Annotated in this window: 28 protein-coding genes; 16 read left to right on the forward strand and 12 right to left on the reverse strand. The window is 66.7% G+C overall.

Features of this window, described 5'->3' with window-relative positions:
* The first annotated feature begins 187 nt into the window (after positions 1 to 187).
* Positions 188 to 517 (forward strand): helix-turn-helix domain-containing protein, encoded by a 330-nt coding sequence (locus tag RPPS3_RS06150; protein WP_107343303.1) that lies wholly within the window; start codon positions 188 to 190, stop codon positions 515 to 517.
* 16 nt (positions 518 to 533) lie between these two features.
* Here RPPS3_RS06150 and RPPS3_RS06155 read toward each other — a convergent pair whose 3' ends face one another.
* On the reverse strand, positions 534 to 1,283 hold the full coding sequence (locus RPPS3_RS06155; RefSeq protein ID WP_107343304.1) for a 16S rRNA (uracil(1498)-N(3))-methyltransferase: 750 nt from the start codon (positions 1,281 to 1,283) through the stop codon (positions 534 to 536).
* Positions 1,284 to 1,474: 191 nt separating this feature from the next.
* Here RPPS3_RS06155 and RPPS3_RS06160 point away from each other — a divergent pair, with 191 nt between their 5' ends.
* The gene (locus RPPS3_RS06160) at positions 1,475 to 2,188 is read left to right on the forward strand and encodes a hypothetical protein (protein WP_107343305.1); all 714 of its coding nucleotides are present in this window, start codon (positions 1,475 to 1,477) and stop codon (positions 2,186 to 2,188) included.
* A complete protein-coding gene (gene ubiA, locus RPPS3_RS06165; protein ID WP_107343306.1) occupies positions 2,185 to 3,135 on the forward strand; it encodes a 4-hydroxybenzoate octaprenyltransferase in 951 nt (316 codons plus the stop codon). The genes RPPS3_RS06160 and ubiA overlap by 4 nt, the downstream gene beginning before the upstream one ends.
* A gap of 36 nt (positions 3,136 to 3,171) precedes the next feature.
* Here ubiA and RPPS3_RS06170 read toward each other — a convergent pair whose 3' ends face one another.
* A complete protein-coding gene (locus tag RPPS3_RS06170) occupies positions 3,172 to 3,696 on the reverse strand; it encodes a DUF6101 family protein (RefSeq protein WP_107343307.1) in 525 nt (174 codons plus the stop codon).
* Between the two features lie 298 nt (positions 3,697 to 3,994).
* Between RPPS3_RS06170 and RPPS3_RS06175 the strand changes: the two genes are divergently transcribed.
* From RPPS3_RS06175 to lpxK, 5 genes are all read left to right on the forward strand, one after another.
* Positions 3,995 to 5,392, forward strand: coding sequence for a TldD/PmbA family protein (locus tag RPPS3_RS06175; protein WP_107343308.1), 1,398 nt, complete (start codon positions 3,995 to 3,997; stop codon positions 5,390 to 5,392).
* Positions 5,379 to 6,194 (forward strand): 3'(2'),5'-bisphosphate nucleotidase CysQ, encoded by an 816-nt coding sequence (locus RPPS3_RS06180; RefSeq protein ID WP_107343309.1) that lies wholly within the window; start codon positions 5,379 to 5,381, stop codon positions 6,192 to 6,194. Before RPPS3_RS06175 ends, RPPS3_RS06180 begins: the two co-directional genes overlap by 14 nt.
* A gap of 37 nt (positions 6,195 to 6,231) precedes the next feature.
* Positions 6,232 to 6,480, forward strand: a complete 249-nt coding sequence (locus tag RPPS3_RS06185; protein ID WP_107343310.1) for a DUF4170 domain-containing protein — start codon at positions 6,232 to 6,234, stop codon at positions 6,478 to 6,480.
* Between the two features lie 69 nt (positions 6,481 to 6,549).
* Positions 6,550 to 7,854, forward strand: coding sequence for a 3-deoxy-D-manno-octulosonic acid transferase (locus RPPS3_RS06190; RefSeq protein ID WP_107343311.1), 1,305 nt, complete (start codon positions 6,550 to 6,552; stop codon positions 7,852 to 7,854).
* Positions 7,847 to 8,869: a tetraacyldisaccharide 4'-kinase gene (gene lpxK, locus RPPS3_RS06195; protein ID WP_107343312.1), complete on the forward strand. Its 1,023-nt coding sequence runs from the start codon at positions 7,847 to 7,849 to the stop codon at positions 8,867 to 8,869. The genes RPPS3_RS06190 and lpxK overlap by 8 nt, the downstream gene beginning before the upstream one ends.
* A gap of 9 nt (positions 8,870 to 8,878) precedes the next feature.
* On the opposite strand, the gene RPPS3_RS06200 is transcribed toward lpxK, so the two are convergent.
* Both RPPS3_RS06200 and xseA read right to left on the reverse strand, forming a co-directional pair.
* A complete protein-coding gene (locus RPPS3_RS06200; protein WP_107343313.1) occupies positions 8,879 to 9,106 on the reverse strand; it encodes a DUF2093 domain-containing protein in 228 nt (75 codons plus the stop codon).
* A 144-nt stretch (positions 9,107 to 9,250) separates the two neighbouring features.
* Complete coding sequence (gene xseA / locus RPPS3_RS06205; protein ID WP_107343314.1) at positions 9,251 to 10,864, reverse strand: exodeoxyribonuclease VII large subunit; 1,614 nt, start codon at positions 10,862 to 10,864, stop codon at positions 9,251 to 9,253.
* Positions 10,865 to 10,981: 117 nt separating this feature from the next.
* On the opposite strand from xseA, the gene RPPS3_RS06210 reads away from it, so the two are divergent.
* The 5 genes from RPPS3_RS06210 to RPPS3_RS06230 all read left to right on the forward strand — a co-directional run bounded on the left by RPPS3_RS06210 (position 10,982) and on the right by RPPS3_RS06230 (position 15,325).
* A complete protein-coding gene (locus RPPS3_RS06210; protein ID WP_107343315.1) occupies positions 10,982 to 11,971 on the forward strand; it encodes an alpha/beta hydrolase in 990 nt (329 codons plus the stop codon).
* Positions 11,968 to 12,519: a hypothetical protein gene (locus RPPS3_RS06215; RefSeq protein ID WP_107343316.1), complete on the forward strand. Its 552-nt coding sequence runs from the start codon at positions 11,968 to 11,970 to the stop codon at positions 12,517 to 12,519. Before RPPS3_RS06210 ends, RPPS3_RS06215 begins: the two co-directional genes overlap by 4 nt.
* 2 nt (positions 12,520 to 12,521) lie before the next feature.
* On the forward strand, positions 12,522 to 12,824 hold the full coding sequence (locus RPPS3_RS06220) for a transcriptional regulator (RefSeq protein WP_107343317.1): 303 nt from the start codon (positions 12,522 to 12,524) through the stop codon (positions 12,822 to 12,824).
* A 157-nt stretch (positions 12,825 to 12,981) separates the two neighbouring features.
* Positions 12,982 to 14,265: a phosphoribosylamine--glycine ligase gene (purD, locus tag RPPS3_RS06225; RefSeq protein WP_107343318.1), complete on the forward strand. Its 1,284-nt coding sequence runs from the start codon at positions 12,982 to 12,984 to the stop codon at positions 14,263 to 14,265.
* Positions 14,266 to 14,416: 151 nt separating this feature from the next.
* Positions 14,417 to 15,325, forward strand: a complete 909-nt coding sequence (locus RPPS3_RS06230; RefSeq protein WP_107343319.1) for an alpha/beta fold hydrolase — start codon at positions 14,417 to 14,419, stop codon at positions 15,323 to 15,325.
* Here the strand turns inward: RPPS3_RS06230 and RPPS3_RS06235 are convergent.
* Positions 15,309 to 15,755: a nucleoside deaminase gene (locus tag RPPS3_RS06235; RefSeq protein ID WP_047309020.1), complete on the reverse strand. Its 447-nt coding sequence runs from the start codon at positions 15,753 to 15,755 to the stop codon at positions 15,309 to 15,311. The two genes, RPPS3_RS06230 and RPPS3_RS06235, sit on opposite strands and share 17 nt — an antisense overlap.
* 166 nt (positions 15,756 to 15,921) lie before the next feature.
* Here RPPS3_RS06235 and RPPS3_RS06240 point away from each other — a divergent pair, with 166 nt between their 5' ends.
* Positions 15,922 to 18,054 (forward strand): pseudouridine synthase, encoded by a 2,133-nt coding sequence (locus RPPS3_RS06240; RefSeq protein ID WP_107343320.1) that lies wholly within the window; start codon positions 15,922 to 15,924, stop codon positions 18,052 to 18,054.
* Between the two features lie 171 nt (positions 18,055 to 18,225).
* Positions 18,226 to 18,807, forward strand: coding sequence for a 16S rRNA (guanine(966)-N(2))-methyltransferase RsmD (gene rsmD, locus RPPS3_RS06250; protein WP_283812319.1), 582 nt, complete (start codon positions 18,226 to 18,228; stop codon positions 18,805 to 18,807).
* A 145-nt stretch (positions 18,808 to 18,952) separates the two neighbouring features.
* Here the strand turns inward: rsmD and prmB are convergent, their stop codons facing one another.
* The 5 genes from prmB to uvrC all read right to left on the reverse strand — a co-directional run bounded on the left by prmB (position 18,953) and on the right by uvrC (position 23,585).
* Complete coding sequence (gene prmB / locus RPPS3_RS06255; RefSeq protein ID WP_107343322.1) at positions 18,953 to 19,975, reverse strand: 50S ribosomal protein L3 N(5)-glutamine methyltransferase; 1,023 nt, start codon at positions 19,973 to 19,975, stop codon at positions 18,953 to 18,955.
* Positions 19,975 to 20,442, reverse strand: coding sequence for a molybdenum cofactor biosynthesis protein MoaE (locus RPPS3_RS06260; RefSeq protein ID WP_107343323.1), 468 nt, complete (start codon positions 20,440 to 20,442; stop codon positions 19,975 to 19,977). Before RPPS3_RS06260 ends, prmB begins: the two co-directional genes overlap by 1 nt.
* 26 nt (positions 20,443 to 20,468) lie before the next feature.
* Complete coding sequence (gene moaD / locus RPPS3_RS06265) at positions 20,469 to 20,720, reverse strand: molybdopterin converting factor subunit 1 (RefSeq protein WP_107343324.1); 252 nt, start codon at positions 20,718 to 20,720, stop codon at positions 20,469 to 20,471.
* Positions 20,717 to 21,343: a CDP-diacylglycerol--glycerol-3-phosphate 3-phosphatidyltransferase gene (gene pgsA / locus RPPS3_RS06270; protein ID WP_011156734.1), complete on the reverse strand. Its 627-nt coding sequence runs from the start codon at positions 21,341 to 21,343 to the stop codon at positions 20,717 to 20,719. Before pgsA ends, moaD begins: the two co-directional genes overlap by 4 nt.
* A 139-nt stretch (positions 21,344 to 21,482) precedes the next feature.
* Complete coding sequence (gene uvrC / locus RPPS3_RS06275; RefSeq protein WP_107343325.1) at positions 21,483 to 23,585, reverse strand: excinuclease ABC subunit UvrC; 2,103 nt, start codon at positions 23,583 to 23,585, stop codon at positions 21,483 to 21,485.
* 310 nt (positions 23,586 to 23,895) lie between these two features.
* Between uvrC and RPPS3_RS06280 the strand changes: the two genes are divergently transcribed.
* Positions 23,896 to 24,519, forward strand: a complete 624-nt coding sequence (locus RPPS3_RS06280; protein WP_012494872.1) for an outer membrane protein — start codon at positions 23,896 to 23,898, stop codon at positions 24,517 to 24,519.
* 347 nt (positions 24,520 to 24,866) lie between these two features.
* Here RPPS3_RS06280 and RPPS3_RS24435 read toward each other — a convergent pair whose 3' ends face one another.
* Together RPPS3_RS24435 and RPPS3_RS06285 are read right to left on the reverse strand one after the other, a co-directional pair.
* On the reverse strand, positions 24,867 to 25,064 hold the full coding sequence (locus RPPS3_RS24435) for a hypothetical protein (protein WP_159060649.1): 198 nt from the start codon (positions 25,062 to 25,064) through the stop codon (positions 24,867 to 24,869).
* Between the two features lie 101 nt (positions 25,065 to 25,165).
* The gene (locus RPPS3_RS06285) at positions 25,166 to 25,381 is read right to left on the reverse strand and encodes a cold-shock protein (protein ID WP_012494873.1); all 216 of its coding nucleotides are present in this window, start codon (positions 25,379 to 25,381) and stop codon (positions 25,166 to 25,168) included.
* Between the last annotated feature and the right edge of the window lie 162 nt (positions 25,382 to 25,543).

Here is a 25,543-nt window from a genome sequence, read left to right on the forward strand (position 1 = left end):
GGGTGAAACAGAAAACGCTAGTCGGCGCAGCCCTTAACACGGGTGAATGACAGATTCGACCCGGCACAAGTGAGGCGACAGATCATTGAAAATTTAAAAAAATTCATTAAAATAAAAAATTGTATTGAAAAATGTCAAATATGTGCTATCTTTTCTCAATGTCACGCATCTGAGAAAGGATTGGGGTATGTCTAAAGGTATGAAGAATAATGGTTTTGCTGGCCGCCTTCGCGCTACCCGAGAAGCGCGCTCGATGAGCGCTTCGGACTTGGCGAAGTTATTGGATGTGACTCCCACGGCCGTTTGGAATTGGGAGAAAAACGACGTTGTGCCTCGGCCGGATATGCTGTCTTCAATTGCCCAGGTTCTTGGAGTTACAAAGGAATTTTTACAGAATGGTGAGGATGTTTCGTCTTGCTTGAAGACTGTTTCGCTTGAGGCCATGCCCCTTGAAGATTTGATGAAGGCAATTGAAGCTAAAGGGTTCAACGTTTCAGTTAGTCCAAAATCGATTTGACAAACGGCAGCCTCGGCTAAGTCCAATCGCCCATCACCGCCTGAACTAGAGTCAGGGCGGCGACTGCTGCAGTGTCGGCCCGCATGATCCGCGGGCCGAGCGCCAGCCGTAGGATGTTGGGCTGTTTCAGCAGCAGGGTGCGCTCTTCGGTGGAAAACCCGCCCTCTGGACCGACCAGCAGGTCGACACCCTTCGCCGCCGCATCCTGCGCGGCCTGCAGCGCAGCGACGGGATCGGCGATTTCGGCGTCTTCGTCGCAGAACACTAGCAGCCGTTCGCCGCCGGCCCGGCCGGCCAGGAACCGGTCGAGCCCGATCGGTTCGTTGACCTCCGCCAAGCTCAGGATACCGCATTGCTCGGCGGCCTCGATCACGTTGGCGCGCATCCGGTCGGTGTTCAGGCGGTGCACCTGGGTGTGCTGGGTGAGCACGGGCTGCAGCCGGCCGGCGCCCATTTCCACAGCCTTTTGAGCCATATAGTCGAGCCTGGCGTGCTTCAGCGGGGCGAACACATAGGCGACATCGGGCAGGCGGTCCTGCGGCCGGGTCTGCTCCGCCACCTCCAGCGCGTCCGGCCGCTTGCGGCCCGCGATGGTGGCGCGCCACTCGCCGTCGCGGCCGTTGAAGGCCAGTACGGCGGCGCCGGCACCGAGCCGCAGCACATTGCCGAGATAATTGCTCTGGTCGCGCTCGAGCGGCACCTGCGCACCGGGCGCGAGGGCGGCATCGACGAAAAGGCGGGGGCTGCGGAAGTCGTATCGGCTCATCGGCTGGGTCTCACGCGCCGCTTCTAACCCAATTTTTCAAGAATATCAGCCGCCTGTGGGGCGAAGCGCCGCGCTACCGCCCCAATCGGCGGGTTGTTAAGGGCGATCCGGAATCGTAAAAGGCCCCCACGTCGTTTTTCGACGCGTCATCGGGCCAACGGGGACCATCGAACCTTGCCGGAGGAGCAGCCTTGATCATCCGACGTTTGATTGTACCGGCGTTAGCCGCCGCATTTGCCGTTCAAGCCGTCCCGGCGCTGGCCCAGGGCGCGTTCCCGGCGCCGTTGCCGAACCAGTCTTCATCTTCCTCGGCATTTCCTGCGCCGCTGCCGAACCAGTCGTCGTCATCGCCGGCTGCATCGAGCAACAGCTCGGTGTTTCCCCCGGTGAACAGCTCCGGCGGATCGTTCCCGGCCGCGGGCGCAGCTCCGATCGCCGGTGGCGGCGGCGCATTTGGTCCGCCTCCCGGTGCCGCGCCGATGGGGCAGCAGGCCGGCGGCGAAGCCTGCATGAACGACTTCCTCAAGCTGCGGAAAGAAGCCGAGAAGCGCGGCCAGGCGATTCAAGCCGCCGGCAAGCGCAAGGCGCCGGCCTCCGAGGCCTGCAAGCTGATCGGCGCGTTCTCCAGCTCCGAAACGGCGATGATCAAATACGTTGTCAGCAACTCAAAGCGCTGCGGCATCCCGGACGACATCGCCGAACAGCTCAAGACCGGCCACAAGCGCACCGAGCAGATGCAGAAGCAGGTCTGCAGCATCGCCGAGCAGCAGCAGCGCGGGCCGGCGGGTCCGAGCTTCGCCGACGTGCTCGGTTCCTCCAGCGCCACGCCTGAGGCCAACACCTCCGCCAAGAAGTTCGGCGGCACCACCTTCGATACCCTCAACGGCAACGTGCTGGCGCGATGAGCGGAATTCCGGCCAGCGGCGCGGCCGGGCGGGTCGCCGACTCCACGGGCAATTGGGTCGACAACCATGCGCCGCTGTGGACGCGGCCTTATCTGAGGCTGGCGCGGTTCGATCGTCCGATCGGCTCCTGGCTGCTGCTGATGCCGTGCCTGTGGTCGGCGGCGCTGGCCGCCGGCATGGCCCACGACCTCAGCCGCCTGCCGCTGTTCTGCGCGTTGTTCTTCATCGGCTCGTTCGTGATGCGAGGCGCCGGCTGCACCTGGAACGACATCACCGACCGCGATCTCGACGACAAGGTCGAGCGCACCCGGTCGCGGCCGATCCCGGCCGGGCAGGTCACCGCCAAGCAGGCCGCCGTGTTCATGGTGCTGCTGTGCCTGATCGGCCTCGTCGTGCTGCTGCAGTTCAACAGTTTCGCGATTCTCACCGGCATCGCGTCGCTGATCATCGTGGCGGCCTATCCGTTCATGAAGCGGATCACCTACTGGCCGCAATTCGTGCTCGGCCTCGCGTTCTCATGGGGCGCGCTGATGGGCTTTGCCGGCACGTTCGAGCGGCTCGATCTGGTCGCGTTCGCGCTGTACGCCGGCTCGATCTCTTGGGTGATCGGCTACGACACGATCTATGCGCATCAGGATGCCGAAGACGATCTGATGGTTGGTATCAAGTCGACCGCGCTGCTGTTCGGTGAGAACACCAAGCTGGCGCTGGTGCTGCTGTTCGGTCTGGCGGTGAGCCTGATCGGCGTGGCGCTGAAGCTCGCCGATGCCGGCTGGTTCGCCTGGATCGGCCTTGCCGCGTTCGCGGCGCATCTGGTGCAGCAGATCGTGCGGGTCGATATTCACGACAGCCCGCTGTGCCTGAAGCTGTTCAAGTCGAACCGCGACGCCGGCCTGCTGCTGTTCGGCGGCCTGGTGGCCGACGCCGTCTCGCGCACGATGGCGTGAGGCCGGGCAAGCCCGGCGCTCTCATCCGATTTCTGATTAGTTGCGCGCGATGATCTCGCGTTCGCCGCCGAAGCACTTCGGCGCGTCGAGCAGGCGGCCGACCCGTCGGCGCATCAGGAAGCGCGGACGACGCTTGCTGATCACGTGATGACGGCGGCGGCGCTGCGCGGGTTCGCGCTGCTTGTCTTCGGGCAGCTGCGGCAGTCCGAAGATTTCACTCCAGAGCGCCCACATGCGTTCGATCTCCTCGGGATCGTCGCTGATCCCGAGCGGGATCGACAGCGACGGATCGCGGTGCACCAGCATGAGCATGCGGCCGTCATCGAGACCTCGGCAGCCGATGCCGCGGAAGTCGCTGACGCTGACGTTCACCGCCATTCTCATGCCGGCGACGGCGCGGCGTAGCACCACCCGCTCGCGGTGTAGTTCGATTTGCCGGATGCCACCGTCGGCCCGCACATCGTGCGCGTCGAAGCGGATCGGCAGTGAGAGAGGGTCGAGCCGCAAGTCGCGGCTCGACCCGGCGAGGTTAGCCCCGCCTGTTGCTGTTTGACGCCTCACGGCTTTGATCTCCCCGCCGGAATTATGTTCCCGGTCGATGGGTGAGAGCTTGCCAGAGCCCGGTCCGAATTCGCTTAATAAGGCTGGTTAATCGAAACTGACCCCGGCTGCTTCGCCGCTCATGATTGACAGAACCTTGGCCAGCATGATTGACGCAATCTTGCACCGGCGCCGGCAATGAATTGTTCCGGCTGGGAGCAAAGTGCTTGAAGTCCGCGCCGAACAGGCACATCTGTGATGTACACAGCGCGCCTCCGCTGCTCCCGCGTCGTTACTTCCAGCCTTAGGAATTGTATTTGTGAACTCTTCACCAAGCGCACGTTCGTCGGCTTCCTCCTCTGTGGATTCCGCTTTGTTCGATCAGTCGGCGCTGAGCGATTTGGCACAACGGCTGGTCGAGGCGGCGCGTCACGCCGGCGCCGATCAGGCCGATGCGGTGGCGGTCCGCGGGGTGTCACACGGCGTCGAAGTGCGCGACGGGCGTATGCAAGAATCCGAGCGTTCGGAAGGTGACGATGTCGGCCTGCGGGTGATCGTCGGTCGCCGTCAGGCGGTGGTCTCGACCAACGACATCAGCGGGGACGCGGTCACCAAGCTGGCCGAGCGCGCGGTGGCGATGGCCCGCGTCGCGCCGGACGACAAATATGTCGGCCTCGCCGATCCGGATCTGCTGGCGCGCGATTTTCCCGAGCTCGATTTGCTCGATCCGAACACGCCCTCGACCGCCGAACTGGAGCAGCGCGCCTGCGCCGCGGAGGCCGCAGGACTCGCAGTTCCCGGCATCACCAAATCGGGCGGTGCCTCGGCGTCGTCGGGGATCGGCGGCATGGTGCTGGTGACGTCGACCGGTTTCCAAGGCTCGTTCCTGCGCTCCAGCCACAGCATCTCGATGACCGCGATCGCGGGCGAGGGCACCGGGATGGAGCGCGACTATGAATATACGACCGCGCCGCATGCCGCCGACCTGATGTCGCCTGAGGAGGTCGGGCGCGTCGCCGGTGAGCGCACCGCTGCGCGGGTCGGGCCGCGCAAGGTCGAGACCTGCAAGGTGCCGGTGGTGTTCGATCCGCGCGTCGCCGGCTCGCTGGTCGGCCATCTGGTCGGTGCCGCGAATGGCGCATCGATCGCGCGCAAGACCTCATTTCTGAAGGATCGTCTCGGCCAGAAGCTGTTCAAGGACGGCATCCGCATCGTCGATGATCCGCTGCGCAAGCGCGGTCTGCGCTCGCAGGCGTTCGACGCCGAAGGCGTTGCGGTCAAGCCGCTGTCGATCGTCGACGACGGCGTGCTGACGTCATGGCTTTTGGATTGCGCCACCGCGCGCGAGCTCGGCCTCACCACCACCGGCCACGCGCATCGCGGCGTATCGTCGTCGCCGTCGCCGGGGCCGTACAATCTGCATCTCGAAGCCGGGCCGCTCAGCCCGGCCGAACTGATCGGCGACATCAAGCAAGGCTTCTACGTCACCGATCTGATCGGCTCCGGCGTCAACGGTGTCACCGGCGACTACAGCCGTGGCGCCGCCGGGTTCTGGATCGAAAACGGCCAGCGCACCTACGCGGTCAGCGAAGTCACCATCGCCGGGCACCTGATCGACATGTACAAGACGTTGACGCCGGCCAGCGACCTGACCTTCCGCTACGGCGTCAACGCGCCGACGCTGCGGATCGAGGGGCTGACGATTGCCGGACGCTAATCCAGAAACGCGACACATCGAAACATCTGAGAGCGACGCAGCGCTGCTCGCCGACACCGTGCGCGAGGCCGGCGCTCTGGCGCTGTCGATGTTCCGCACCGAGCTGCGGACCTGGACCAAGGGCGCGTCCTCGCCGGTGTCGGAAGCCGATATCGCCGTCGATGAGCTGATTCGACAGCGGCTGCAGGACGCCACGCCGCATTACGGCTGGTTGTCGGAGGAAAGCGCCGACGATCTCACACGGCTCGACAAGGATTGGGTGTGGATCGTCGATCCGATCGACGGCACCCGCGCCTATCTGGCCGGCCGGGAGGATTGGTGCGTTTCGGTTGCGCTGATCGCGAACGCCAACCCGATGCTGGCCGCGGTGTTCGCGCCGGTATCTGGTGAGTTCTTCTTTGCCACGCGTGGCGCGGGTGCGTCGCTCAACGGCGCGTCGCTGCACGCCAGCGTCGGCACCACGCTGGAAGGCGCCAAGGTCGCCGGCCCGAAACCGCTGATCGAACGGCTGGCCTTGCCGTCGACCGCGCACATCCTGCCGCGGATCGGCTCGCTGGCGCTGCGGCTGTGCCGCGTTGCTGATCGTCAGGTCGACGTTGCATTCGCCGGAGGGCAGAGCCGCGATTGGGACCTTGCCGCGGCCGATTTGATCGTGCACGAAGCGGATGGTACAATGACAACTCTCGCGGGCGAGACCATCGTCTACAACCGTCCCGAGGTCACACATGGCGTGCTGGTGGCTGCGGGGCGCGAACGTCATGCTCACATCGTCGAGCATTTTCGCGTTTCTCCGCGAGGCTGAGCGCGCGCATGCCTGTTCGCCGCAATGAGGAAGTTTGATGTCGGACAATGCGCAGCAATTGCTCCACCTCGTAATCGGGGGAGAATTGACGGACCTCGAGAACGTGACGTTTCGCGATCTCGACAAGGTCGACGTCGTCGGGGTGTACCCGAACTACGCAACGGCCTATGCGGCATGGAAGGCCCGGGCGCATCAGACGGTCGATAATGCGCACATGCGGTACTTCATCGTTCATCTGCATCGCTTGCTCGATCCAGAAAAAGAAGCCCGGTCCGCGCAGCACTGATCGCGCGGGACTGACGATGCTGCTCGGCGATGATGCGCGTCACCTTCGCGGTGACAGACGGGGCCGTTGATGGTTGATCCGGTGCCGATGACGCTCCGCGTCTATCGCAAGCTGACCGCTGCCGCGGCGCCGCTGGCGTCGCTGTGGATCGGCCGGCGGCTGAAGCAGGGCAAGGAAGATCCGTCGCGAGTCGGTGAACGTCGCGGTCTCAGCAATGATGCACGGCCGCGCGGGCCGGTGGTGTGGATCCACGGCGCCAGCGTCGGCGAGGTGTTGGCTGCGGCCGGACTGATCGAACGGCTGCGCGCGCTCAACCTGCGCATCCTGCTCACCTCGGGCACGCTGACGTCGGCCCAGGTGGTGGCCAGCCGGTTTCCGCCGGACATCATCCACCAGTTCATTCCTTACGACGCGCCGCGCTTCGTGGACCGCTTCCTCGATCACTGGCGTCCGAGTCTGGCACTGTTCATCGAATCCGATCTGTGGCCGAACCTGATCCTCGCTGCCTCGGCGCGGCGGGTGCCGATGGTGCTGATCAACGGCCGGATGTCGCAGCGCTCGTTCCCGCGCTGGCAGCGTGCGTCAGCAACCATCGGCGCGCTGCTCGGCCGTTTCGATATTTGTCTGGCGCAGTCGCGGGTCGATGCCGAACGTTTCAGTGCGCTCGGCAGCCCGAGCGTGATCACCACCGGCAACCTGAAGATGGATGTGGCGCCGCCGCCGGCCGATCCGGGCCGGCTGGAGCGGTTGCTCGCGGTCACCCGCGGCCGTCCGGTGATCGTCGCCGCCTCGACCCACCCGGGCGAGGAAGAATTGCTGGTGGAAGCGCATCGCCGGCTGTCGGCGAGTTTCCCGACGCTGCTGACCGTGATCGTGCCGCGGCATCCGCATCGCGGCGATCAGGTCGCCGGCCTGGTCGAGGCCGCAGGGCTGCCGGTGGCGCTGCGCTCGCGCGAGCAGCAGCCGATGGCCGCGACCGCGATCTACGTCGCCGACACTATGGGCGAACTCGGGCTGTTCTATCGGCTGGCGCCGATCGTGTTCATGGGCGGCTCGCTGATCGAGCATGGCGGCCAGAATCCGATCGAGGCGGTCAAGCTCGGCGCCGCGATCGTACACGGCCCGCACGTCTCCAATTTCACCGAGGTCTATCGCGCGCTCGACGATGAAGGCGGCGCGTTCGCCGTGCCCGATGTCGACGCGCTGGTACTGCGGATCTCGTCGCTGCTGTCGAACCACGACGCGCGGCAGATCTCGATCACCGCGGCCACCAAGGTGGTCGATCGCCTCGGCGGCGCGCTCGACCGCACCATCGCGGCGCTTGAGCCTTATCTGCTGCAATTGCAGATCGAACAGGGCGCCGGGAATGCGTGAGCCGGGCTTCTGGCACCGGCCTCCTTCGCTGGTGTCGCGCCTGCTGCTGCCGATCGCCGCGATCTACGGCAACATCGCCGCGGCGCGGATGCAGAAGACCGGGACCACGGTCGGCGTGCCGGTGCTGTGCGTCGGCAACTATCACACGGGCGGTGCCGGCAAGACGCCGACGACGCTCGCGCTGGTGGCGCTGCTACGCGAATTCGGTGAAACCCCTGTGGTCCTCAGTCGCGGCTACGGCGGACGGCTGCACGGGCCGGTCCAGGTCGATCCGACGCGGCACAGCGCCGCCGACATCGGCGACGAACCGCTGATGATGGCAGGCCGGGTACCGGTGGTGGTGGCGCGCGACCGCAGCGACGGCGCGGCGCTGGCCTGCGCGCTCGGCGCCAGCGTGATCCTGATGGACGACGGTTTTCAGAATCCGGCGCTGACCAAGGACGCCGCGCTGATCGTGGTCGATAGCCATCGCGGCATCGGCAATGGCAGCGTGTTTCCGGCGGGACCGCTGCGCGCGCCGCTTGCGCTGCAGATCGCGCGCACGGACGCGCTGGTCGTAGTTGGCGACGGCACCGCCGCGGACGGCCTCGCGCAGCAGATTACGAAGAAGGGCGGCGTGGTGCTGCGAGCCCGGCTGGTGCCGGAGCCGGCGTCGGTCGAGGCGCTGCGGGGGCGGCGGGTGCTGGCGTTCGCCGGCATCGGTGATCCGGGGCGGTTCGTCGCAACGCTTCAGGCCAGCGGCGTCGAGGTGGCCGAGCAGCGCGCGTATCCCGATCACCACCCATTTAAGGCCGAGGAACTGGCCGAACTCGCCGCTATCGCCAAGCGCGATGGGCTGACCTTGGTCACCACCGAAAAAGATCTGGCGCGGATCGGCGGCGCGCAGCAGGCGCTCGGCGTGGAGATCGTGCCCTTTGCCGTGACGCTGGCGTTCGGCGACGAGTCGAAGCTGCGGCTGTTCCTGCTCGACCGGCTCAACGGTGCGCGCGCCGAGAGGCTCGCCGGGCGGCGCTAAATCGCGGCCTCAACCCTTGGGCTGAAACGCGTCCGGATAATGCCGCTTCAGCACGGCTTCGGCCGTGGCGTAGGGCTCCTTCAGATCGACGCTCCAATATTTCAGCTCGTCGAGCGGGATCTGCACCCCGGTGACGGCGCAGCGCACATAGGTGCCGGGCGAGATCACGCGGAAGTCGCCATCGAGATACTGCACCTGGGCTTCGCCAGAACCCGAGAAGCCAAATTTGTTCAGCACGGCTGATCTCCTGGAAAACCGCAGGTTGCGGAACGCGGCAACGCTGCGGGTCGATACACCTGACAGATAGAACGGAAGCGCCGCATTGCAAACCGCCGTCCTGTCATGGCGGCGTCGTTTTCCCCGCGGCCAGCGGTTGTCCGGCTAGAACAGCGACCCCTGGCCCGCCGGGCTTGCCGGCCGCTTGGCCGGTTTGGCCGGCGTTGCCGCCGGCTTGGTGGCCTCGGCCGACGATCCGCTGTCGCCGTCGGCGGTGACGGCGACCCGGCCGTCGGCGAATTCGACGCTGAGTCGGGCGCCCGCGGCGACCGATGCAGCGGCGTGCACCGAGCGACCGTCGGCATCCCGCACCAGCGCGAACCCGCGCGCCAGGACTCCGCGGTAGGATAGTGCGGTGAGTAGCTTGCCGGTGGCGTCGACCCGCGCCTGCCGGCGTTCCAGCAGGGTGATCAACGCCCGCCGGGCCCGCTCGGCGAGGCGATCCAGCCGCTCCTGCTCGCGGGCGATCCGCATCCGCTGCGCCTGCTGATTGGCGAGCTTCGAGGCCTGCAGCCGCACCGCCAGCCCCTCGAACCGCTCCCGGCGGTGCCGCAGCGTGGCGCGGGCACAGCGCTGCAATTGCGTGCCGGCGCTGTCGAGCCGGTGGGCGCTGTGCGCCACCTGCGCTCGCAGCACCTTGAGGGTCATGCCGGCCGCCGCAGCGGCGAAGCGGCGGTGATGTGCATGGGTGTTGGCGCGCAGCGCGCGCGGCAGTGAGGCGGCCGCGTTGTCGAGCCGCTGCCGTGGGATCGCCAGCAGGTCGGAGGCGCCGGGCAGGGCACGTGCGGCGGCGCGCAGTTCGTTGCGGCGGAAGTCCTGGCAGCGCTGCCAGCTCGACAGCATCCGCCGGGCCAGCCCGCCGACTTCGACGAACAGCTCGGCGCGCACCGGGACGGCCATTTCGGCCGCCGCCGTCGGGGTCGGCGCACGCTTGTCGGCGGCAAAATCGATCAGGGTGACGTCGGTCTCATGGCCGACTGCCGAGATCAGCGGGATCATGCTGTCGGCTGCGGCGCGGACCACGATCTCTTCGTTGAACGACCACAGATCTTCCAGCGAGCCGCCGCCGCGCGCGACGATCAGCAGATCCGGCTGCGGGATCGGCCCATCCGGGCTGAGTTCGTTGAAGCCGCGGATCGCTGCCGCAATCTGCTCGGCCGAGCCTTCGCCCTGCACCCGCACCGGCCACACCAGCACGCGGCGCGGGAAACGGTCTTCCAGGCGGTGCAGGATGTCACGGATCACCGCGCCGGTCGGCGAGGTGACGACGCCGATCACCTCCGGCAGCCACGGCAGCAGCTGCTTGCGCGCCTCGTCGAACAGGCCCTCGGCGGCGAGCTTCTTCTTGCGCTCTTCCATCAGAGCCATCAGCGCGCCGACGCCGGCGGGCTCGAGCGCCTCGATCACGATCTGATATTTCGACGAGCCGGGGTAGGTGGTCAGCTTGCCGGTGGCGATGACCTCGAGGCCTTCCTGCGGCTTGAACCGCATCCGCCCGGCCACGCCCTTCCAGATCACCGCCTCGATCTTGGCGCCCTCATCCTTCAGCGCAAAATAGCAATGTCCCGACGAATGCGGCCCGCGAAACCCGGTGATCTCGCCGCGCACCCGGACATGCCCATAGGTGTCCTCGACCGTCCGCTTCAGCGCCTGCGACAGCTCGGAAACGGTGAATTCGCCGACATTGGCGAGGGTTTGGGGAGACTGCAGTCGGGCCATGCGATTCGCGGTGTGTTGAGGAGCTGGCAACGTAGGGAGTCTTTGCGGTTCCGGCTACCTTGCTGGGCGATACACTCTGTAATACAGAGTTCTCTATAACATGACGAGGACGCCGGTATGAAAGTGGTGCGGGCAGGGCTGCGGGTCGGGGGATACCTGCTGGGCGGGGTCGGTCTGGTGGCGCTGGCCTTTGCCGTAGCGATCGCCGTGCCGGTGACGAAGCCCGCGCCGCTGGCCTCGATCGACAAAGGCGCCCGAGCGGTCGATCGCAGCGCGATGCCGGCGCTGTCGCGGTTTCAGGCCCGCGACGGCACCGAGCTGGCCTACCGCCGCTACCAGCCACAGCAGGACGGACGCCGAGAAGTCGCAATCGTGGTCCACGGCTCGGCTGGCTCCAGCATTGCGGTGCATGCGCTGGCGCAGGCGCTCGCCGCGCGCGGCGTCGAGACCTTCGTGCCGGATATCCGCGGCCACGGCGGTTCAGGCACGCGCGGCGACATCGGCTATCGCGGCCAGCTCGGGGATGACTTCGCCGATCTGGTCGCGATGGTGCAGGCGGCGCGGCCGGGCGCGCCGCTGGTTCTGGTCGGCCATTCCTCCGGCGGCGGCTTCGCGCTGCGAATGGCGGGCTCGCCGGTCGGCGGAGCCATCGCCCGGACCGTGCTGCTGGCGCCTTATCTCGGCTACCGCGAACCGACCAATCGGCCCGGCAGCGGCGGCTGGGCCTCGCCTGACCTGCCGCGCATCATCGCGCTCGATGTGTTGCGCGGCTTCGGCGTCGCCTGCTGCGACCAGCTTCCGGTGGTGGCCTTTGCGGTCCCGGCGGGGTCGGAGAAATACGTCACCACAGCTTATTCGTTCCGGTTGCTGACCGGCTTCGGGCCGAGCCGCGATTTCCGCTCCGATCTCGCCGGCGCCACGAGCCCAATCACCGTCATGGTCGGCGCGGCTGATGAACTGATGCGCCCCGAGAACTATCAGTCCACGATGGGTGACCGCGTCAGCGTCAAGTTGCTGCCCGGCGTCGATCACATGGGCATCGTCGCCGATCCATCGGCGTTGTCGCGCATCGCCGATGTGGTCGTCGGCGCCGGAGCCGGCTCATGAGCAGTATCGACGCCAAGCAGGCCGCCGAGGCGCTGTCGGATATCGAGGTGATCGTTCGGCGGGTGCGCCGGTCGCGGATCTACCAGCTGACCAGCCTGATCCTGATGCAATGGGGCGCGCTGGTGCTCGCCGGCTATCTCGCTTCCTATCTGTGGCCGCGTTCCGCCGGCTGGCTCTGGGTCGCGGTCAACGCTATCGGCGTCTGCGGCACCTTTGCGATCGGCATGTTCGTGCGCCGGCGCAGCGGCGTTGGCTTCGACGTCCGGATTCCGCTCGCGCTCTTGCTGTTTTTCGCGTTCGGCTATCTCAACTGCTTTCTCGGCCATTTCGGCCCGCGCGAACTCGGCGTGTTCTGGCCGATCTATTTCATGATGGTGTACAGCATCGCCGGTCTTTGGGTCGGCCGTGCCTTCGTGGTGATCGGGGTCGCCATCATCGCGCTGACGCTGATCGGCTATGTCTTCAGCGGCGATTGGTTCGACCTGTGGATGGCGATGGTCAACGGCGGCGGGCTGATCCTTGGCGGATTGTGGATGCGCCGGGATTGATCATGGCCGAACTCGACGACATCATTCACCAGCCGCTGCGGCTGAAGATCATGGCGGCGCTGAACGCGCTGCCGGAGCGCCAGGGACTCGAATTCGTCCGCCTGAAGAAGCTGACCGGGGCGACCGACGGCAATCTCGGGGCGCATATCGAGACGTTGGCGCGGGCCGGATATGTCGCGGTCGACAAAGCGTTCGTCGGCAAGAAGCCGCAGACCACGGTGACGGCGACCGCCGCCGGCCGTGCCGCCTTCGCCCGGCATGTTGCTGGCTTGCGCGAAATCATCGCCGGCAGCGCGCCGGAGTAGCGATCTTGACCATTACGCCGCTGCGGGCCTATCGGGGCCGCCCGGCGGATCCGGCGGCGGTCTGAAGAAGCTGTGATAGCCGCACCGGCGATTGTTGCGGCAGCGGGCTGCCGTGTTACACCCTGCGCCAAACGGGCAATGGTGCGAGCTTCCCTTCATGAACATCCTTCTCCTCGGCTCGGGCGGGCGCGAACATGCGCTGGCCTGGAAGATCGCGGCCTCGCCGCTGGTCACCACGCTGTGGTGCGCGCCGGGCAATGCCGGGATCGCTCGCGAGGCGACCTGCGTGGCGCTGGACGTCGGCAACCACCAGGCCGTGGTCGAGTTCTGCAAGGCCAATCAGGTCGACTTCGTGGTGGTCGGGCCGGAAGCGCCGCTCGCCGCCGGGATCGTCGACGATCTGGCCGCGGCCGGCATCAAGGCGTTCGGACCGAGCCGGACGGCGTCGCAGCTCGAAAGCTCCAAGGGCTTCACCAAGGATCTATGCAAGGCGCACAACATTCCGACCGCCGCCTATGAGCGGTTCGGCGATCCGAACGAAGCCAAGGCCTATATCCGCGCCCAGGGCGCGCCGATCGTGATCAAGGCCGACGGTCTTGCCGCCGGCAAGGGCGTCGTGGTGGCGAGCACGCTGGCCGAAGCGGAGGCCGCGATCGACATGATGTTTGGCGGCGGCCTCGGCAATGCCGGCGTCGAAGTGGTGGTCGAGGATTTCCTGGTCGGCGAGGAGGCGTCGTTCTTCGTGCTGTGCGACGGCGAGCACGCGCTGCCGCTTGCCACCGCGCAGGATCACAAGCGCGCCTATGACGGCGACAAGGGACCGAACACCGGCGGCATGGGGGCGTATTCGCCGGCGCCGGTGATGACCGATGCGATCTGTCAGCAGGCGATGCAGCAGATCATCTACCCGACGCTGAAGGCCATGAAAGCGATGGGGGCGCCGTTCAAGGGCGTGCTGTTCGCCGGGCTGATGATCACCGAGGATGGTCCGCAGCTGATCGAATACAACGTCCGCTTCGGCGATCCGGAATGTCAGGTGCTGATGATCCGGATGAAGGACGATATCGTGCCGGCGCTGCTCGCCTGCGCCGACGGCCAGCTCTCGCATATCAGTCTGCGCTGGCACGACGAGCCGGCGCTGACCGTGGTGATGGCCGCCAAGGGCTATCCGGGCCATTACGAAAAGGGCACCCGCATCGCCGGGCTCGACCGTGCCGAGACGATTCCGGGCGTGCAGATCTTCCACGCCGGCACGGTGGCGTCGGGCGACTGGGTGCTCGCCAATGGCGGCCGGGTGCTTGCCGTGACCGCGTCGGCCAAGACCGTCGCCGAGGCACAGCGCCGCGCCTACGAGGCGATCGGCGTGATCAACTGGCCCGAAGGCTTCTGCCGCCGCGACATCGGCTGGCAGGCGGTGGCGCGGGAACGACGAGGGAAGTAGTTGCGTTAAGTATCGTAGTAAGACCTGATACGTCGTCATGCCCGGGCTCGTCCCGGGCATCCACGTCTTTAGGGCCTAACCGCCGCGAAGGCGTGGATGGCCGGGACGAGCCCGGCCATGACGGAGACTAACAACAATGGAGAGACCGCCGATGCCCGATCTCGCCGACTTGTTTCCGGGCTTCGGCTCGGAATGGATCAACACCTCGTCGGGCCGGATCTTCGCGCGCGTCGGCGGCGACGGGCCGCCGCTGTTGTTGCTGCACGGCTTTCCGCAGACCCATGTGATGTGGCACCGCGTCGCGCCGAGGCTGGCCGAGCGCTTCAAGGTGATCGTCGCCGATCTGCCCGGCTACGGCTGGTCCGATATGCCGGAGAGCGACGATCAGCACACGCCCTACACCAAGCGGGCGATGGCCAAGCAGCTGATCGAGGCGATGGAGCAGCTCGGCCACGTGCATTTCGCACTCGCCGGACACGACCGCGGCGCCCGCGTCAGCTATCGGATGGCGCTGGATTCGCCGGGCCGGCTGTCGAAGCTCGCGGTGCTCGATATCCTGCCGACCTACGAATACTGGCAGCGGATGAACCGCGCCTATGCGCTGAAGATCTATCACTGGAGCTTCCTGGCGCAGCCGGCGCCGCTGCCAGAAAACCTGCTCGGCGGCGATCCCGATTTCTACGTGAAGGCCAAGCTGGCGAGCTGGACTCGGGCCGGTGATCTTTCCGCGTTCGATCCGCAGGCTATCGAGCACTACCGCATCGCGTTTGCCGACCCGATGCGGCGGCACGTGATGTGCGAAGACTACCGCGCCGGCGCCTATGCGGATTTCGAGCACGACAAGGCCGATGTCGAAGCCGGCAACAAGATCCCGGTGCCGATGCTGGCGCTGTGGGGCGCCTCTGGCATCGCGCAGTCGGCCGCGACGCCGCTCGATGTCTGGAGAAAATGGGCGTCCGACGTGCAGGGCGCGCCGATCGAATCCGGGCATTTCCTGCCCGAGGAAGCGCCGGACCAGACCGCCGAGGCTTTGGTGAAGTTCTTCAGCGCCGGGCCCTGAAGAACTCCCGCAGCATCGTCGCGGCTTCGCGCTCGCCGACGGCGGAATACACTTCCGGCGCGTGATGGCAGGTCGGCTGGCCGTAGAACCTCACGCCGGATTCGACCGCGCCGCCCTTCGGATCGAATGCGCCGAAATACAGGCGCCGGATCCGCGCGAACGAGATCGCGCCGGCGCACATCGTGCACGGCTCCAGCGTGACGTAGAGGTCGCAATCGACCAGCCGCTCGCTGCCGAGCTTGGCTGCGGCCTCCCGGATTGCCAGCAGTTCGGCATGGGCGGTGGGGTCGCGGTCGGTCAGGGTGCGGTTGCCGGCTTTGGCGATCACCACGCCGTCGCGGACGATCACGCAGCCGATCGGCACCTCGCCGGCGGCTCCGGCCGCGGCCGCCTCGGCCAGCGCCAATTCCATGAAAGTGGAAGCCGTCATCGTCGTTCTTGGCTCGTCTCGACCCGAAAACTCTGCTAGGAGACCGACTTCAGCAAAAGTGGATGGCTGTTTTGCGTGACCATGCGCGTTTCAATCGGAGCGCGCGGCCTGCGAGCCGTTCCCGACTGCCTGAGCCCCATTTCGTGTTTCGATAGAAAGACCAGTCATGCCCCGCGACACCCGTAAAGACAACGATTCTGCGCGCGGCCGCCGCGACCGGCAGGGCAGCAAAGGCAGTTTCGGCGGCAAAGCCGGCGCCGGTGGCAAGGGAGCGTTCGGCGGCAAGGGCCGCTCGGGCGCGGCCCGCGGGCCGGAGAAGAAGTTCGCCAAGCGCGCCGCCGAAGGCGCCGGCGAGGCCCGCGGCGAGAAGAGCTACGCCAAGAAGTCGTTCGGCGGCGATGCAAAGCGCTCGTCGTTCGGCGGCGAGGGCAAGCGGCCCTATGCCAAGCGCGACGGTGCCGCGCCGCGCCGCGACTTTTCCGACCGTCCGCGCCGCGAAGACGGTGAGGCGCCGCGTCCCCGTTTTGGCCGCGACGATAGGCCCGCGCGCAGCGGCGGCGATCGTGCCGAGCGGGGGCCGCGCAAGGAGTTTGGTGATCGGCCGAAGCGGGATTTCGGTGACCGCCCCAAGCGGGATTTTGCTGATCGGCCGAAGCGTCCGTTCCAGCGTGACGGCGAGCCTGGCCGCGACCGCGGTGACGAGAAGCCGTGGCGGGCCCGTGAGGATCGGCCGGCGCGTGCCGGGGGCGATCGCGACCGCAAGTTCGACAAGGGCGGCTTCGACAAGCCGCGGTTCTCGAAATCGCGTGACGACAAGCCGCGCTTCGATCGGGATCGGGAAGACAAGCCGCGGTTCGACAAGGCTCGCGGCGACAAGCCCAGGTTCGATCGTGGTGAGCGCTCGGACCGTCCGGAACGCGGCGGCGACCGGCCGAAATTCTCGCGCCCCCGCGACGGCGAGCGTGGCGAACAGCGTCCGTTCCGCGAACGCAGCTTTGATCGTCCCCGCGAGGATCGCCCGCGGAGTGACCGTCCCCGCAGCGACCGTCCGCGTGAGGATCGCCCGCAGCGCGACCGCGCCGCCAAGCACGGCGACTGGCACGAGCATCCGCGCAGCGAAGGCCGCGGCTTCGATCGTCCCCGCAAGGGTCGGGACGAGGAGCGCGGCTTCGATCGTCCGCGCCGCGACAATGAGGACGACAGCAGGGTCTTCGCCAAGCGTCCGGCGTTCGGCGGCCGCGGAGCGTTCCGCAAGCAGGATCCGGCAGCGGCCAAGCGTAAGCCAGCCGCTCCCGCGAAGTCCGACAAGGCCGGCGAGCGCATCGCCAAGGTGGTGGCGCGCGCCGGGCTGTGCTCGCGCCGCGATGCCGAGACGTGGATCACGGAAGGCCGTGTCACCGTCAATGGCAAGGTGATCGATTCACCGGCGCTCGACGTCAAAGCCAGCGACGTCATCACCATCGACGGCAAGCCGTTGCCGGAGCGCGAGCGCACGCGGCTGTTCCTGTATCACAAGCCGCGCGGGCTAATGACGACCCACAGCGATCCGGAAGGCCGGCCGACGGTGTTCGATAATCTGCCCGAAGGCTTGCCGCGGCTGATCTCGATCGGCCGGCTCGACTTCAACACCGAGGGCCTGCTGCTGCTCACTAATGACGGCGGCCTGGCGCGCGCGCTCGAACTGCCCGAGACCGGCTGGCTGCGGCGCTACCGCGTCCGCGCCCACGGCGAAATCACCCAGGCCCAGCTCGACGAATTGCAGAACGGCATCGAGGTCGACGGCGTGCAGTATGGCCCGATCGAGGCCAAGCTGGAGCGCGATCAGGGCGCCAATGTCTGGCTGGTGTTCGCGATCCGCGAGGGCAAGAACCGCGAAGTCCGCAACGTGCTGGCGCATCTCGGCCTCGAAGTGAACCGGCTGATCCGCGTCTCCTACGGTCCGTTCCAACTGCTCGAGCTCGGCGAAGGCGAGGTCGACGAGGTCAAGACCCGCGTGCTGCGCGATCAGCTCGGCGAGAAGGTGATTGCGCTCGCCGGCTGCGACTTCGCCGGCCCGTCGCCGAGCGAGACCAAGCCGAAGCCGCGCGCCGGCAAGGTCGTGTCCGCCGAGGAGTGGGCGGTGGCCGAGGCTGCCCCCGCGCCGAAGAAGACGATTACCAAGCGCGGCGCGGTCGAAGATCGCAAGGGCCGCAAGGTCAAGGTCGAACGCACTGCCAGCGAAGGCGGCAATCGCCCGCTGTCGCGCGGCCCCGCCCGCCGCTACCACGGCAAACGCGACGCCGCGCCGCGGGACGAGTGAGTTCGGTTTCATGCTGATCGACGGCACGGCGCTTGTGCTCCCTCCCCCCTTGCGGGGGAGGGTCGGGGTGGGGGGTAGCTACGAAGCAAGGTTTTGCTTGTGGACCCCCACCCCCGACCCCTCCCCGCAAGGGGGAGGGGAGCGCGCCTCGTTCGTTTCGAGCTACCTGCAATCTCTACGAGCACTCCCATGCGCGTGATCGGCGGACGGCTGCGGGGGCGCAATCTGGTGGCGCCGACGTCGCGGGATATTCGGCCGACGGCGGACCGGTTGCGCGAGTCGGTGTTCAACATTCTGATGCACGCTTATGAGAATCCGCTGCTCGATGCGCGGGTGCTCGACCTGTTCGCCGGCACCGGCGCGCTGGGTATCGAGGCGTCGTCGCGTGGCGCTAAGTTCGTGCTGTTCGTCGACAACGGCGCCGAGGCGCGCGCATTGCTGCGCGCCAATGTCGAGGCGCTCGGGCTCGGCGGTGTCAGCAAAGTATATCGCCGCGATGCCGCCAATCTCGGGCCGGCGCATCCGGTCGAGCCGTTCGGCGTCGCGTTCCTCGATCCGCCATACCGCAAGCAGCTTGCGGAGGCTTCCCTCGCGTCGCTGCGCGACGGCGGCTGGCTGCTGCCGGGCGCGCTGGTGATCGTCGAGGAAGCCAAGGATGCTGGCTTCACGGCCCCGGCCGGCTACACCGAACTCGCCCGCCGCGCCTATGACGACACCGAGTTCACATTCCTGCGGTTCGGCGAGGGCGAGTAGTCCGTTTTTTTTCGACGTCATTCCGGGGCGCTCGCAAAGCGAGCGAACCCGGAATCCAGAGGTTGTTTCGCACGGCGCAGAACAGGTCGAGATTCCGGGTTCGCGAACAGCGTTCGCGCCCCGGAATTACGGTGCGCGCAGGACCTTACAAATCCCCTGCGGCGATCCAGAACACTTCGGCTTCGGAGTCTTCGCTGTCGAGCCACAGCAGCGGGAGCTGAGGGAATTCGTCTTCGATCTGCGGCCGGCAGCGGCCGACTTCGCACAGTAGGCCGCCGTCCGGCGTCAAATGATCCTTCGCCTCGGCGAGGATGCGGCGGATGATCGTCAGACCATCGTCGCCGCCGTCGAACGCCATCGCCGGCTCGGCGCGGCATTCGGCCGGCAGGCTCGCCATTCCGTCGGCGTCGACGTAAGGCGGGTTGGTGATGATCAGGTCGTAATGCTCGTCGCCGAGCGGGCCGAACAGGTCGCCGTGATACAGGCTGACGCGATCGTCGAGCCGGTGTTCGGCGACGTTGCGGGTCGCGACCGCGAGTGCGTCCTTCGACAGGTCAACGGCGTCGACCGTCGCGTTCGGGAAGGCGTAGGCCGCGAGGATCGCCAGGCAGCCCGAACCGGTGCAGAGGTCGAGCACGCGCTCGACCGCCTCAGGCGCGTCGATCAGCGAGGTATCGCCGCCGTCGAAATGCGAGTCCAGCAATTCGCCGATATAGGAGCGCGGCACGATCACCCGCTCGTCGACGTAGAACTGCACACCGCGCATGTAGATCTTGTTCACCAGATACGCCGCCGGCAGCCGCGCGGCGATCCGGCGCTCGATCAGGCCGAGGATCGCGGCAGCTTCACGCGCAGTGACGCGGGCGGAGGCGAACATCTCGAACTGATCGGGATGCAGGTGCAGCGTCTCGCCGATCAGGAACACGGCTTCGGCAATCGGATCGGTGGTGCCGTGCGCGAACACCACGCCGGCTTCGGCGAACCGGCTGACCGCGTAGCGGACGAAATCGAGCAGCGTCACCAGTTCGCCCGGCGCCACCTTCGGCGGCTTGGCGGCCGCGGCCTTCGGGGGCGCGCCGCGCCTGGCCGGCTTGGCCTTGGCGGATCTCGCCGTCGGTGCTTTCGGTTTGCCCGCCTTCTTGGTTGTCGCGGTCGCCTTCTTCGCCATCAATCCTTGCTCCATCGCGCCAGCGCGGCGTCGTCGCGGCTGTGCGCCTCGACCCAACGCGACTCGCCGGAGCGCTCCTCGCGCTTCCAGAACGGCGCGTTGGCCTTGAGATAGTCCATCAGAAATTCCGCCGCCGCGAACGCCGCCTGGCGATGCGCCGAGGCGGTTAGCACCAGCACGATGTTGTCGCCCGGCACCAGCCGGCCGACGCGGTGGATGATCGTCAGCGCGGTGATCGGCCAGCGTTTGATCGCCTCATCGGCGTGGCGCTGGATCTCCTCCTCGGCCATGCCGGGATAGTGCTCCAGCGTCAGCGCCGCGACGGTGTCGTCGCCTTCGACGCCGCGGCACAGGCCGGTGAACGACACCACCGCGCCGATGTCGGTGCGGCCCTTCGTCATCGCCGCGGTCTCGGCGGCGAGATCGAAATCGGCTTCCTGAATACGGATGGTCACCGGAACGGTCATCGGATCATCCCGTGCGTTGCGCCGGCTCAGCCGCCGGTCATCGGCGGGAAGAACGCGACCTCGCGGGCGCCTTGGATCGGCGTCTCGGCGCGGACATGCGCGCGATCGATCGCGGCGCGGATCACGCCGGGTTTTTCGAACGCCAGCGCATAGCCGTCGCCGCGCGCCGCCAGCCACCCGATCAGGTCGGCGACCGTCGCGACCGCCGCCGGCGGCTCGACGGTCTCTTCGTCGACGCCGATCCGCTCGCGCACCCAGGCGAAATACTTCACCTTCATGCCTGATCCTCTTCGATCAGATGGTGGATGCCGGCGCGGAAATAGTCGTAGCCGGTGTACATCGTCAGCAGCGCCGACAGCCACAGCAGCGAGACGCCGATCTCGGTGGTGAACGGCAGCACCTCGTCACCGGCTTCGCCCGCGAGCAGGAAGCCGATCGCGACCAGCTGTGCGGTGGTCTTCCACTTCGCCAGCCGGGTCACCGGCACGCTGACGCGGAGCGCGGCGAGATATTCGCGCAGCCCCGACACCAGGATCTCGCGGCACAGAATCACGATGGCGGCCCACAGCGTCCAGCCGTGGATGATGCTGTCGGCGGCGAGCATCAGCAGGCAGGATGCTACCAGCAGCTTATCGGCGATCGGATCGAGCATCCGGCCGAACGCCGACTGCTGATCCCAGATCCGGGCGAAATGGCCGTCGAGAAAATCGGTGATCGCCGCGGCGATGAACACCGCCAGGGCCACCCAGCGCAGCGCCAGCGGACCGCCGAGGATCGACTGCGCGAAGATGCAGCCGACAACCACCGGGATCGCCGCGATGCGGGCATAGGTGAGGATGTTCGGAAGCGTCAGCGACGTCTTCGTTCCCCGCACCGGCGCTCTCGTCGAGACGTTGTTCATCGTGACTTACCAATACTGCCCGCGACGGAAGGTCAACCTCCGACCCGGCTGCTCTCGTTCCGTATCAGGAAAAGGTGAAATCCGCATTGGGCGCAGCCGCCTTCGGCGCCGCCGACTTTGGTCGGGGGCTGCCGGTGTGTCAGTCCGGACGGGCATGGAAAAACTCGAAGATTCGCTTGGCGCTTTCGGCGCTGATGCCCGGAACCTTGCCGAGATCGGCGATCGAGGCCCGTTCGATTTCCTTCAGCGTGCCGAAATGCAGCAGCAGCGCGCGCTTGCGCGTCGGGCCGATGCCGGGGATTTCCTGCAGGCCGGCTTCGCGGATGTCCTTCTTGCGCAGCGTGCGATGCGACCCGATCACGAAGCGATGCGCCTCGTCGCGCAGCCGCTGGATGAAATACAGCACCGGGTCGCGCGGCTCGAGCTTGATGGCGTCGCGGTCCGGCAGGAACAGGGTCTCGCGTCCGGCGTCCCGATCCGGTCCCTTGGCGACGCCGAGCAGGGTGACCTGATCGGTCAGGCCGATGCCGGACAACGCTTCGCGCGCGGCGTTGAGCTGGCCGCGGCCGCCGTCGATGATCACAAGGTCCGGCCACTGCGGGACGTCGTCGTCCTTCGGCTTGGCGGCGTCGCCGTCGGTCTGTGAGCTCACCAACCGCTTGAACCGCCGCTGCAGCACCTCGCGCATCATCGCGTAGTCGTCGCCCGGCGTCAGGCCCTCGGAGCGGATGTTGAACTTGCGGTACTGGTTCTTGATGAAGCCGTCCGGGCCGGCGACGATCATCGCGCCGACCGCGTTGGTGCCCTGGATGTGGCTGTTGTCGTACACCTCGATCCGCTGCGGCGTCTTCGGCAGGCCGAGCGTGGTGGCGAGGTTTTCCAGCAGCCGCGCCTGGGTCGCGGTGTCGGCGAGCTTGCGGCCGAGCGCTTCGCGCGCGTTGGTCTGGGCGTGGGCGACCAGTTCCTTCTTCTCGCCGCGCTTCGGCACGGTGATCTCGATCTTGTGGCCGGCCTTGACGCACAGCGCGTCGGCCAGCAACTCGGCCTCTTCGATCTCGTGCGACAGCAGGATCAGCTTCGGCGGCGGCTTGTCGTCGTAGAACTGCGCCACGAACGCACCGAGCACTTCGGCCGGCGTGAACGACTTCTCGGCGCGAGGGAAGTAGGCGCGGTTGCCCCAGTTCTGGCCGGTGCGGAAGAAGAACACCTCGACGCAGGAGTAGCCGCCGTCCTGATGGATGGCGAACACGTCGGCTTCCTCGACCGTGCGCGGATTGATGCCCTGCTGGGACTGGATCGCCGACAGCGCGGCGAGACGGTCGCGGTACAGCGCCGCGGTCTCAAACTCCAGCTCCTCCGAGGCCTTCTCCATTTCGGCCGCCAGCAGCTGCTTCACCGCCCGGCTGCGGCCGGACAGGAAGTCGGTCGCTTCGCGCACCAGCTCGCTGTAGCCGGGGAAGTCGACTTCGCCGGTGCACGGGCCGGCGCAGCGCCGGATTTGATACAGCAGGCAAGGCCGCGTCCGGCTTTCGAAGAACGAGTCGGTGCAGGATCGCACCAGGAACGCCCGCTGCAGCGCCGTGATGGTGCGGTTGACCGCCCCGGCCGAGGCGAACGGACCGAAATACCGCCCCGGACGGCTCTGCGCGCCGCGGTGTTTGAGGATCTGCGGCGCCCAATGGTCGCCGGTGATCAGGATGTAGGGAAACGACTTGTCGTCGCGGAGCTGGACGTTGAAGCGCGGCCGCAGCTGCTTGATCAGATTGGCTTCGAGCAGCAGCGCCTCGGTCTCGGTCGTGGTGGAGATCACCTCGACCTCGACGGTCAGCGCGATCATCCGGGCGATCCGCAACACCTGGCCGGTGGGCCGGGCGTAGGACGCCAGCCGCTTCTTCACGTTCTTGGCCTTGCCGACATAGAGCACGTCGCGCTCGGCGTTCAGCATCCGGTAGACGCCCGGCGAGGTCGGGGCGAGTCGCACCGCGCGCGCGATCGCCGAGCGGCCGACCGCCATCGGTCCGGCAGCGGGCTGAGCGGCTGCGTCGGCCTCGGTCTCGTCTTCGGCCTCCGGCAGACGTGCCTCGTCGTCCTCCTCGACCGTCAGCTCCGCAGTGGCGGTGTCGATGTCTTGGGGGGCGGCATCCGGGCGCGCGTCGGCGGCGGGCGCCGGGGCCACGGGAGAGGCGGTGTCGAGCGGTGGTTCGGCCGCGGCCGCAGGCGGCTCGGCGGGATCATGAATCATGGCGGCTCCAACCTATGCGCTCGCTTCCGCGGTTGCCAGCGCAGGGCCTCGGCGGAACCGGGGCCGCCGGAAATTCCGCTGTCTTGCCATGGTGTTGCCGCGAACGCCGGGAAGTAAGATTTTGTTAACAATGCGCGCCGGATCGGTCCGCGGGTTAAGAACCGTTTAACTTAAAACTCTCGATAAATTCGACGGGAAAAGAGAGGAAAGCCGTAACCATTCGGGACATTTTCCCATCGGCCGCGGGAGGCCGATGACCGGACGCAGACTGCGCCGCCGCTGGCGCGGGCGGGTCGTCGAGGAGAGTAAGATGCGTAAAGTTACACTGGCAGCGGCGGCCGTGATCGCCGCAAGCGTGTCGACGGCTCAGGCGGCCGACATGGGTTATTACCGGTCGAATGCGCCCTATACGGTCAATCAGCCGCTCAACGCCTTCAGTTGGGCCGGTCCCTATCTCGGCGGCAACCTCGGCTACTCCTGGGGCAACGTCACCAACAACATCACCAAGCCGTCGGGCTTCTCCGGCGGCGTGCAGGGCGGCTACAACTGGCAGTCCGGCAACATCGTGTTCGGTCTCGAGGGCGACATTCAGTTCTCGACCGCGGACGACACTTTCGCGCAGTACAAGTTCTCGAACCCGTGGTTCGGCACCGGCCGTGGCCGCATCGGCTACGCGATGAACGACGTGCTGATCTACGCCACCGGCGGTCTGGCGTTCGGCCAGCTCAAGGGCCAGAACGTGTTCGCCTCGGAGAGCCACAGCTCTGCGGGCTGGACGGTCGGCGCCGGCGCCGAATTCGCCTTCGCGCCGAAGCTGAGCGCCAAGGTCGAGTACCTGTACATGAGCCTGTCGACCAGCAACTTCTTCATCACCGGCATGCCGAACGGCTACAACGCCGGGTTGGTCCGCGCCGGCATCAACTATCACTTCTAAGCCGCGCCTCATCGTCGCGACTAAAACCTTTGCGAACAAGGTTCGCGAAGCAGCCTTCGAGACCAAGAAACTTGGATCATCCACTCCCGGCCGGTTTTCCGGCCGGGATTTTCTTTATCAGTGGCTGCGTTCGTGGATGCAGCGCCGACTTATCACCAGCCGTAGCGCGCCGCCGGCAGGCTCTGCCGCCTAGAGCATCTCTGCTTTTGACAGAATCAGGACCGAACTTCCTAGCGGCCGCAGCTTGTAGAGCCTCATGGTGAGGAGGCGCGAAGCGCCGTCTCGAACCATGCGCCGCAGGCGATGTGGCTCCTCATCCTTCGAGACGCCCGGCTTTGCCGGGCTCCTCAGGATGAGGACTTCGGACGCTTGGCAAAGGCCAAATCCGCTTCAATCAATCGATGAAGCGCTCTAAGCGTCGCGTGATGTGGTTTGCGAAAGGAGGCTGTTGCGAAGGCCGCGCTTTGCAAAATGCTGCAAGTCGGCAGCAAGCGAAACGCCATCGCTTCGGGAAGGAGCGTCCGCGTGATGCCCGCGTCGCCCATGCCCGAACTCACTGCGCGCTACCTAACGGCACGCGCCAACGTCGTTGCGCCCCGTCCCAACCCGTGCAGCGCCGCCGTGACGCTGCAGCTTTCCGAGCCGATTACGGCGAGATCACCAAGTTGACCGCCTTGGGGCCTTTGCCCTTCTTGTCAGGCTCCACTTCGAATGAAATACGCTGTCCCTCGGTCAAGTCTTTCAAGCCGGCCCGTTCGACTGCGGTAATGTGCACGAACACATCGCGGCCACCGTCATCGGGCTTGATGAAGCCGTAGCCGCGCTCGCCGTTGAAGAACTTCACCGTTCCCGTCATTGCCATTCCGGAAACTCCTCCCAGCATGCTTTCCGACGCGCGCCGGCGCATCGGTGCGACCTGGCATTTCGCTGCCGGATAGCTTGGCCGAGAGCGGGACCTGCTACTGACTGCGGGTCCAATCAAAATACGCTTTGAGGCCTTGTCACTCCGCCGCCCCCATTCGCG

Source organism: Rhodopseudomonas palustris (assembly GCF_003031265.1).
GTDB classification, from domain to species: domain Bacteria; phylum Pseudomonadota; class Alphaproteobacteria; order Rhizobiales; family Xanthobacteraceae; genus Rhodopseudomonas; species Rhodopseudomonas palustris_H.

Bases quoted from the DNA above. Each gene is read 5' to 3' on its own strand.
- RPPS3_RS06150 (WP_107343303.1), top strand. From the start codon at position 188: ATGTCTAAAGGTATGAAGAATAATGGTTTTGCTGGCCGCCTTCGCGCT.
- RPPS3_RS06155 (WP_107343304.1), bottom strand. From the start codon at position 1,283: ATGAGCCGATACGACTTCCGCAGCCCCCGCCTTTTCGTCGATGCCGCC.
- ubiA (WP_107343306.1), top strand. From the start codon at position 2,185: ATGAGCGGAATTCCGGCCAGCGGCGCGGCCGGGCGGGTCGCCGACTCC.
- RPPS3_RS06185 (WP_107343310.1), top strand. From the start codon at position 6,232: ATGTCGGACAATGCGCAGCAATTGCTCCACCTCGTAATCGGGGGAGAA.
- RPPS3_RS06190 (WP_107343311.1), top strand. From the start codon at position 6,550: ATGGTTGATCCGGTGCCGATGACGCTCCGCGTCTATCGCAAGCTGACC.
- lpxK (WP_107343312.1), top strand. From the start codon at position 7,847: ATGCGTGAGCCGGGCTTCTGGCACCGGCCTCCTTCGCTGGTGTCGCGC.
- xseA (WP_107343314.1), bottom strand. From the start codon at position 10,864: ATGGCCCGACTGCAGTCTCCCCAAACCCTCGCCAATGTCGGCGAATTC.
- RPPS3_RS06210 (WP_107343315.1), top strand. From the start codon at position 10,982: ATGAAAGTGGTGCGGGCAGGGCTGCGGGTCGGGGGATACCTGCTGGGC.
- RPPS3_RS06215 (WP_107343316.1), top strand. From the start codon at position 11,968: ATGAGCAGTATCGACGCCAAGCAGGCCGCCGAGGCGCTGTCGGATATC.
- RPPS3_RS06220 (WP_107343317.1), top strand. From the start codon at position 12,522: ATGGCCGAACTCGACGACATCATTCACCAGCCGCTGCGGCTGAAGATC.
- purD (WP_107343318.1), top strand. From the start codon at position 12,982: ATGAACATCCTTCTCCTCGGCTCGGGCGGGCGCGAACATGCGCTGGCC.
- RPPS3_RS06230 (WP_107343319.1), top strand. From the start codon at position 14,417: ATGCCCGATCTCGCCGACTTGTTTCCGGGCTTCGGCTCGGAATGGATC.
- RPPS3_RS06235 (WP_047309020.1), bottom strand. From the start codon at position 15,755: ATGACGGCTTCCACTTTCATGGAATTGGCGCTGGCCGAGGCGGCCGCG.
- RPPS3_RS06240 (WP_107343320.1), top strand. From the start codon at position 15,922: ATGCCCCGCGACACCCGTAAAGACAACGATTCTGCGCGCGGCCGCCGC.
- prmB (WP_107343322.1), bottom strand. From the start codon at position 19,975: ATGGCGAAGAAGGCGACCGCGACAACCAAGAAGGCGGGCAAACCGAAA.
- RPPS3_RS06260 (WP_107343323.1), bottom strand. From the start codon at position 20,442: ATGACCGTTCCGGTGACCATCCGTATTCAGGAAGCCGATTTCGATCTC.
- moaD (WP_107343324.1), bottom strand. From the start codon at position 20,720: ATGAAGGTGAAGTATTTCGCCTGGGTGCGCGAGCGGATCGGCGTCGAC.
- pgsA (WP_011156734.1), bottom strand. From the start codon at position 21,343: ATGAACAACGTCTCGACGAGAGCGCCGGTGCGGGGAACGAAGACGTCG.
- uvrC (WP_107343325.1), bottom strand. From the start codon at position 23,585: ATGATTCATGATCCCGCCGAGCCGCCTGCGGCCGCGGCCGAACCACCG.
- RPPS3_RS06280 (WP_012494872.1), top strand. From the start codon at position 23,896: ATGCGTAAAGTTACACTGGCAGCGGCGGCCGTGATCGCCGCAAGCGTG.
- RPPS3_RS24435 (WP_159060649.1), bottom strand. From the start codon at position 25,064: ATGGGCGACGCGGGCATCACGCGGACGCTCCTTCCCGAAGCGATGGCG.
- RPPS3_RS06285 (WP_012494873.1), bottom strand. From the start codon at position 25,381: ATGGCAATGACGGGAACGGTGAAGTTCTTCAACGGCGAGCGCGGCTAC.